We start from the raw sequence: 7,487 nt of genomic DNA on the forward strand, positions 1-7,487 counted from the left end.
TCGAGCGCCGGCCGGTCAGAAAAGTCTCACCGGCGCTCAAGAAAGTTGCGCCTTGGTCCGGGTGGATTCCGCGGGCCGGCTGTGCGACCCCCGTGGATGACAAGGCCGACATGCACGCGCGGCCGCAACCGGAGGTCCCGTCGAGCCATGCTGCCGGAACTGCGAGTCCTGTACTTCGAGGACCTGGAAGTGGGTCTGTCGGAGACCCTGTCGAAGACCATCGCCTCGTCGGACGTGGTCGGCTTTGCCGAGATCACCGGCGACCGCAACCCGATCCACCTCTCCGAGCACTTCGCCGCGCGGACGCCGTTCGGCACGCGCATCGCCCACGGCCTGTACACGGCGGGCCTGATCTCGGCCGTACTCGGCACCCGCCTGCCGGGACCGGGCGCGGTCTACATCTCGCAGACCCTGAACTTCCGCGCCCCCGTGCGCATCGGCGATACGGTGGATGTCACCGTGACCGTGGCCGAGCTGATCCCCGAGCGTCGCCGGGCCCGTCTCGCCTGCCTCTGCGCCGTCGCTGGCGAGGCGGTGCTGGACGGCGAGGCCTGGGTGAAGGTCCCCAACCGCGCCGAGGCCGACCCCCTCGCCGCCCGGATGGAGCGGAGCCGCATCGCCCCCAGTGACGCCTGAGACCATCGGCGACCCCGCCGATCCCCGCCTCGACCCCTACGCCCGGATGCGCGAGCGCGACCTCGTCGGCCGCGCCGGGCGGTTCGTGGTCGAGGGCGAGGTGACCCTAAGGCTGCTGCTGGGGCCGCGGTCGCGCTTCCGGCCCGAATCGCTCCTGCTCGCGCCGGAGCGCTTCGCGGGGCTGGCCGAGGCGGCCCGCAACGCCCCGGCCCCGGTCTACCTCGCCGGGAAGCCGGTGATGAGCGCCGTGACCGGCTTCCCGATCCACCGGGGGGTCCTGGCCATCGGCCTGCGCGGGGAGGAGCCGGCGCCGGAGGCGATCGTGCCCCCCGCCCCCGCCCCGGCGCTGGTGCTCGCCCTCTCGGGGCTCACCAACCACGACAATGTCGGCGCCGCCTTCCGCAACGCCGCGGCCTTCGGGGCGGATGCGGTGCTCCTCGACGCCGGGAGCTGCGACCCGCTCTACCGTAAGGCGATCCGTGTGTCGGCCGGAGCGGCGCTCGTCACCCCCTTCGCCCGCCTCGCCGAAGGCACCGACTGGCTGGACCTGGCCGAGCGGCTCGGCCTGGAGGCCCTGGCGCTCAGCCCCGGTGCGGGCGAACTCCTCGGGGAGGCGCCCCTGCCCGGCCGGGTGCTCCTGATTCTCGGCACGGAAGGGCCCGGCCTCTCCCGCGGTCTGCTGGCACGGGCGCGCGCCTTACGCATCCCGATGGCGGGTGATTTCGATTCGCTCAACGTCGCCACGGCGGCGGGGATCGCCCTGCACGCGGTGGCACGGGCGCAAAGACGCCTGGGGACTGAGCCCCCGGCAGCCCCTTCGGCCCCGGTGGGGTGAAGGGGGATCCGGAAAAACGTCCGCAGTTCCCCGCGCGACAATGGGCTGCAATTGCCGGCAAGGCATGCAAGTCTAGCTTGGCCTGACGGTATCGGGGGCTGTTGAGGAGTTTCGGACGTTGCTTCAGGCGCGGGATGGGTTGAGGGCGCTCTCCGGGCGTCGCGTCGCCGTGGTCGGCGCCGGGCCCGGCGGCCTGGCCACCGCCCTGCTCCTTGCGCGGGCGGGAATCCACGTCACCCTGTTCGAGAAGGACGGGCAGGTCGGCGGCCGGACCAAGACCGTTGAGGCGCCGGGCGGGTACAAGTTCGATATCGGCCCGACCTTCTTCCTCTATCCGCAGATCCTGGCCGACATCTTCTCCAGTTGCGGCGAGCGGCTCGAAGACCACGTGAAGCTCGAGCGGCTCGATCCGCAATACCACCTCGTGTTCGAGGGCGAGGGGGGCATCTCCGGCGAGATCCGCGCCACCGGCGACCTCGACCGGCTGGAGGCGGAGATCGCAAGGCTCGCCCCCGACGATGCCAAGAACGTCAAGAAATTCTTCACCGAAAATCGGAAGAAGCTCGAATTCTTCAAGCCGGTGCTGGAGCAGCCGTTCCACCGCTTCCTCAGCATGGCGAGCCCGGCGATGCTGGCCGCCCTGCCCTACCTGCACCCCGGCCGCAGCGTTGACCGGGACCTGAAGCGCCACTTCGCCGACCCGAGGGTGCGGCTCGCGTTCTCGTTCCAGACCAAATACCTCGGGATGAGCCCGTTCCGCTGCCCGAGCCTGTTCACGATCCTCTCGTTCCTGGAATACGAGCACGGAGTCTACCATCCGGTCGGCGGCTGCGGCGCGGTCTCGGAGGCGATGGCGGGCCTCGCCCGGCGGATGGGCGTGGATGTCCGCCTCAACGCCGATGTCGAGCGCGTCACGTTCGAGGGCAAGCGGGCGAACGGCGTCGTGGTCGACGGCGAGACGTTCCGGGCGGACGCGGTCGTCATCAACGGCGATTTCGCCAAAGTCGCCAAGGCCCTGGTGCCGGAGGAGCGCCGCCCCCGCTGGCGGGACGCCAAGATCGCGGATGCCCGGCTCTCTTGCTCGACCTTCATGCTCTACCTGGGGATTGAGGGCCAAATGCCCCCCGGGCTCAGCCACCACACCATCCTGCTGGCTGAGAAGTACGAGCAGAACATCCGCGAGATCACAGAGGGGACGCTGCCGATGCAGCCGTCCCTCTACGTCCAGCATGCCGGCTACACGGACGGGGGCATGGCGCCCCCCGGCCAGACCGCCCTCTACGTTCTGGTTCCGGTGCCGAACCTGAAGTCCGGGATCGACTGGCCGGCGATCCGCGCCTCCTACCGGGCCCTCGTCCTGGAGCGCCTGAAAGTCCTCGGACTCACCGATATCGAGAACCGCATCCGCTACGAGCGGATCATCGATCCGACCCAGTGGGAGGGCGATTTCGCCGTCCACGAAGGGGCGACCTTCAACCTCGCCCACGACCTGATGCAGATGCTGTGGTTCCGGCCGCACAACCGGTTCGGGCCGGGGCTCTACCTCGTGGGCGGCGGCACCCATCCGGGTTCGGGCCTGCCGGTGATCTACGAGGGCGCCCGCATCTCCGCACGCCTGCTGATCGAGGAACTGGCCGGCGCCCGGGCGGCCGAGAATGCCGGGCTGCCCGAGACGGCGCCGTTCGCCGCACCCGGCGAGGCCTCTTGAGGGCCCGGGGGCGCCTCGTCGCGGCCGCGCTGCTGGCCGCCCTTCCGGCCGCGGCTTCGGCCGCGACCGTGGAGGTCGAGGTGGATGGGGCGGAAGCGGGGGCCGGCCCGGTCTTCGTCGCCCTGTGCCAGGGTGGGCTGAACGGCAGTGCCTGCGGGGAGGGCGACAGCGTCCAGGCCCGCGGGGGCGAGGCAAGGGTCAGCTTCCGGGACGTGGCGCCGGGCGTCTACGCGGTGGCCGCCTTCCAGGACACGAACGGCAACCGGCAGCTCGACCGCACGCCCCTGGGCCTGCCCCTGGAGCCCTACGGCTTCTCCGGCGACGTCGGGCGGCGGGCCCGGCCGGACTTCCGCAGCGCCGCCTTCTCCTTGAGCGAGCCGGGAGCCCTGGTCCGCGTGCGCCTTGCCCGCGCCCTGCCGAGGCGCTGAAGGCGATGGCGCCAATCGCGGTCCTCGCGGGCGTCACCCTCACCTTACGCGGGCGGCGGGTTCTCGATGGGATCGACCTCGCCCTCGCCCCGGGCGAGACCCTGGCGCTCCTCGGACCGAACGGGGCGGGCAAGACCTCGTTGATGCGCCTCGTCGCCGGGCGGCTGGCCCCGGAGGCCGGGACGGTGCGCGTCGGCGGCGCCGACCCCCACCGGTCGGGGGAGGCCCGGCGAGCTGTGGGCTGGGTGCCGCAGGAGATCGCCCTCTATCCCCGCCTGACCGTGGCCGAGAACCTGTCCGTCTTCGCGCAGCTTTCCGGCCTTCCGCGCCGGGAGCGCCGGGAGGCCGTGGAGCGGGCTCTGGCGCTCGGGGACATCGCCCCCCTCGCCGGGCGGGTCGTCTCGACCCTGTCGGGGGGCTACCAGCGCCGGGTCAACATCGCCGCCGGTCTGATCGGCCGGCCGGGTCTCGTGCTCCTCGACGAGCCCACCAACGGCGTCGACCTCGCCGCCCGGGCCGCGATCCACACCGTGCTGCACCGCTTGCGGGAGCAGGGCACGGCGATCCTCATCGCCACCCACGACTTCCCCGAGGCCGAGCGGCTGGCGGACCGGGTCGCCTTCCTCGCTCAGGGGCGGATCGTGCGGGAGGGGCGGCTCGCCGACCTCCTCGCCCGCCTGCGCACCGGGCCGCCTGAGCGGGAACTGATCCTCGACGCCTCCCCCGATGTGCCGGCCGAGGCGGTGCTGCGCCGGGCGGGTTTCGTCCCCGCCGGGGCCTCCGGCCTGCGCTGGCGGACGAGCGAGCGGGCCGGGCTCGACGGTGCGGCCCTGCTGGGGACGCTCCGCGCCCAGGGTGTGCCGGTAAGCGAGGTGCGGGTCCGCTCGCCGCGCCTCGAGACCCTCTACGTCGAGGCCCTGCGCCCCCGGGACGTCGGAGAAGACTTGGGAGAGGCGGACGCGGCCCCCCGCCCCCTCACGGTGGGTGGGCAGCGATGATCGGCGCCGCGTTCCGGGTGATGCTGCTGTCGCTGTTCCGCGACCGGGCGGCCCTGGTGATGGCCTTCGTGCTGCCGACCGTGATCTTCTCGATCTTCGCCGCGATCTTCTCCGGGGCGATCGGCGACCGGATCCGCATCCATCTCGGCCTCGCCGACCTTGTGGGCACGCCGGGCACCCAGCGGCTGACGGCGGCCCTCGTGGCAGACCCATCCCTGCGCGTCAGCCGGCTCGATGCCAAGACCCTCGCCGACGTGGCCCGGGCGGTGCGGGCCGGGGAGGTGGACGTGGCGCTGGCGCTCCGGGGCGACCTGATCGCCCGGGGCACCGACGACGCCCCGGCCAAGGCCGACCAGCCCATCGTGCTGGTGGAGAACCCGGCCAAGGCCCTGGCCACCCCCATTGCCCTCGGGCAGCTCCAGCGGGTGCTGAACGAGGCCCTGCCCGACGTGGTGCTCTCCCGGGTGATCGCCGACGTGGAGCGCAGCGGCAAGATCGGCCCCGACGAGCGGAAGTTCCTCGACGACGCCTTCGCCGAGCAGCGGGCCCGGAAGGAGCCCTTTTCCTTCGCCTCCCTCGTGGAGCGGACGAGCACCGCCGCCGGCACCGCCAACGCGCGGGTGAGCTACTATGCCGGCGCCATCACCGCCGTGTTCCTGCTCTTCGCGGCGATGCAGGGGGCATTGTCCCTGGTGGAGGAGCGGGAATCGGGCCTCAGCGACCGGCTGATGGCGGGGCCGGGCGGGCTGCCGGTGGTGGTGATCGGCAAATTCGGCTTCCTGACCCTCCAGGGCGTCGTTCAGGCGGGCCTGATCTTCCTCGCCGCCGCCCTGATCTACGGCGTCGAGATCGGCCCCCATTGGCCAGCCTTTCTCGCAGCCTGCCTCCTCGTTTCGGCCATGGCCGCGGGGCTGGCGCTCGCCGCCTGCTCCCTCGCCGCCTCCCGCCAGCAGGCGCATCTGGCGGCGACCTTCGGCGTGCTGCTCCTGTCGGCGGTGGGCGGCTCGATGGTGCCGCGGTTCCTGATGCCGCCGTGGCTGCAGCAGGCGGGATGGCTCACCCCCAACGCCTGGGCGATCGAGGCCTACCAGTCGGCCCTGGGCGAGGGCTTCGCCGCCGCCCTGCCCGCCCTCGGGGTGCTCGGCGCCCTGGCGCTCGCCGGGATCGGGGTCGCCGTCGCCAGCGTGGCGAGGCGGACGATATGACAGGGGTTTCCCCTTCCGCGACGGCAGGGCACGTTGACCGGCGTCCGCCCATGTCTAGCTTCCCATTGAGGGCAGGGCCGGTTGCCCCGCCCGACCGGAGCGTGCCCTTCCGATGAGCCAGGATTCCAGCGTCGCCGTGATCGGCTCAGGGTTAGGGGGCCTGGCCGCCGCCTGCGTCGCCGCCGCGCGGGGCCACCGTGTCACCGTCTACGACAAGAACGGCTGGCTCGGCGGCAAGGCCGCGGTGCTGCACGAGGGCGGCTTCCGCTTCGACATGGGGCCGACCATCCTCACCGTGCCCCGGGTGCTGGAGCGAATCTTCTCCGAGGCGGGTCGCTCGGTGCACGACTACATGGACCTGCGCCGGCTCGACCCGCAATGGCGCTGCTTCTTCGACGACGGCACCCGCATCGACCTGATGCAGGACGTGGCCACCATGGCCACCGAGATGAACCGCTTCGCCCCCGGCACCGGGGAGGGCTACAAAAAATTCATCTCCATCTCCGAGCATCTGCACGGCGTCTCTGAAAAATTCTTCTTCTGGAAGCCGGTCGAGGATCTGTTCGACACGATCAATCTGCGGGAGAACATGAATCCCGGCACCCTGCGGGACGTTCTCTCCCTGCGGATGCACGCTTCGGTGGCCTCCACCATCCGGGGCAAGGTCAAGGACGCGCGGCTGGCGCAGATGCTCGACCACTTCGTGCAGTATGTCGGCTCATCGCCCTACGGCGCCCCGGCAGTGCTCTGCGCCATCGCGCACATGCAGACCGCCGAGGGGGTCTGGTACCCGATGGGCGGCACCCGGGCCGTCGCCGAAGGCCTCGCCAAGCTCGCGGAGGAGCTGGGCGCGACCCTGAAGCCCGGCGTCGAGGTGACGGGGATCGAGACGGCCAACGGCGCGGTGCGGGGCGTGCGGACCGCCGAGGGCAGCACGGCCTACGACGCGGTGATCTCCAACATGGATTCCGTGCGGACCTACAAGGAACTGGTCGGCGGCGACGCCGGCCGGTCCTACGAGAAGAAGAACCCCGAGCCGGCCTGCTCCGGCGTGGTCCTCTATCTCGGGTTGAAGGAGCGCTACGAGCACCTCAACCACCACGACTTTGTCTTCTCCCGGGACCCGGAGGAGGAGTTCGACTACATCTACCGCAAGGGCGAGCCGGCCCCGGACCCGACCGCCTACCTCGCGGCCCCGTCCTCCACCGACCCCTCCGTGGCGCCCGAGGGCGGCGAGGCGCTCTACGTCCTCGTCCACACCCCCTACCTGCGCCCGCACCACGACTGGCGGCCGGATGGGCCGCTTTTCCAGAACTACCGCCGGACCATCCTCGACAAGCTCAAGCGCACCGCCGGCCTCACCGATCTGGAGGACCGGATCGTGGTGGAGCGCCATCTGACGCCCCAGGACATCCACGAGCGCTACAAGGTGCTGAACGGGGCGATCTACGGCCTCGCTTCCCACGGCAAGGTGATGGGCGCCTTCAAGCCGGGCAACCGCTCCCGGCAGGTGCGCGGCCTCTACCTCGCCGGCGGCGCCGCCCATCCCGGCCCCGGCATGCCGATGGTGATGATGTCCGGCTGGATTGCGGCCGACGCTCTCGACGCCGATGCCCGGGGCCAGGGTGCCGGGCAGGAGCGGAAATCCGCGTGACAGCGCACCCGTCTCTCCCTCCC

The 7,487-nt window shown here is 71.7% G+C and carries 7 protein-coding genes; all 7 read left to right on the forward strand.

Annotated elements, in window-relative coordinates; genetic code table 11:
* Positions 1 to 147: 147 nt before the first annotated feature.
* The 7 genes from croR to MFF22_RS24165 all read left to right on the forward strand — a co-directional run bounded on the left by croR (position 148) and on the right by MFF22_RS24165 (position 7,464).
* Complete coding sequence (gene croR, locus MFF22_RS24135; RefSeq protein ID WP_238253291.1) at positions 148 to 636, forward strand: 3-hydroxybutyryl-CoA dehydratase; 489 nt, start codon at positions 148 to 150, stop codon at positions 634 to 636.
* 46 nt (positions 637 to 682) lie between these two features.
* The gene (locus MFF22_RS24140) at positions 683 to 1,471 is read left to right on the forward strand and encodes a TrmH family RNA methyltransferase (RefSeq protein ID WP_238253299.1); all 789 of its coding nucleotides are present in this window, start codon (positions 683 to 685) and stop codon (positions 1,469 to 1,471) included.
* Positions 1,472 to 1,589: 118 nt separating this feature from the next.
* Positions 1,590 to 3,179, forward strand: a complete 1,590-nt coding sequence (crtI, locus tag MFF22_RS24145) for a phytoene desaturase family protein (RefSeq protein ID WP_238253292.1) — start codon at positions 1,590 to 1,592, stop codon at positions 3,177 to 3,179.
* On the forward strand, positions 3,176 to 3,607 hold the full coding sequence (locus MFF22_RS24150; RefSeq protein WP_238253293.1) for a DUF2141 domain-containing protein: 432 nt from the start codon (positions 3,176 to 3,178) through the stop codon (positions 3,605 to 3,607). The genes crtI and MFF22_RS24150 overlap by 4 nt, the downstream gene beginning before the upstream one ends.
* A gap of 5 nt (positions 3,608 to 3,612) precedes the next feature.
* Positions 3,613 to 4,605, forward strand: coding sequence for an ABC transporter ATP-binding protein (locus MFF22_RS24155; protein WP_238253294.1), 993 nt, complete (start codon positions 3,613 to 3,615; stop codon positions 4,603 to 4,605).
* Positions 4,602 to 5,810 carry an ABC transporter permease gene (locus MFF22_RS24160; protein WP_238253295.1) on the forward strand — a complete coding sequence of 403 codons (1,209 nt, stop codon included), beginning with the start codon at positions 4,602 to 4,604 and terminating at the stop codon, positions 5,808 to 5,810. Before MFF22_RS24155 ends, MFF22_RS24160 begins: the two co-directional genes overlap by 4 nt.
* A gap of 112 nt (positions 5,811 to 5,922) precedes the next feature.
* Positions 5,923 to 7,464, forward strand: coding sequence for a phytoene desaturase family protein (locus MFF22_RS24165; RefSeq protein WP_238253296.1), 1,542 nt, complete (start codon positions 5,923 to 5,925; stop codon positions 7,462 to 7,464).
* The last annotated feature ends 23 nt before the right edge of the window (positions 7,465 to 7,487 follow it).

Origin of the sequence: Methylobacterium persicinum (assembly GCF_022179525.1) — a bacterium.
In the GTDB taxonomy this organism is placed as follows: domain Bacteria; phylum Pseudomonadota; class Alphaproteobacteria; order Rhizobiales; family Beijerinckiaceae; genus Methylobacterium; species Methylobacterium persicinum.

Excerpts from the sequence above, each read along its gene's own strand:
- croR (WP_238253291.1), top strand. The coding sequence starts at position 148 with ATGCTGCCGGAACTGCGAGTCCTGTACTTCGAGGACCTGGAAGTGGGT.
- MFF22_RS24140 (WP_238253299.1), top strand. The coding sequence starts at position 683 with ATGCGCGAGCGCGACCTCGTCGGCCGCGCCGGGCGGTTCGTGGTCGAG.
- MFF22_RS24155 (WP_238253294.1), top strand. The coding sequence starts at position 3,613 with ATGGCGCCAATCGCGGTCCTCGCGGGCGTCACCCTCACCTTACGCGGG.
- MFF22_RS24160 (WP_238253295.1), top strand. The coding sequence starts at position 4,602 with ATGATCGGCGCCGCGTTCCGGGTGATGCTGCTGTCGCTGTTCCGCGAC.
- MFF22_RS24165 (WP_238253296.1), top strand. The coding sequence starts at position 5,923 with ATGAGCCAGGATTCCAGCGTCGCCGTGATCGGCTCAGGGTTAGGGGGC.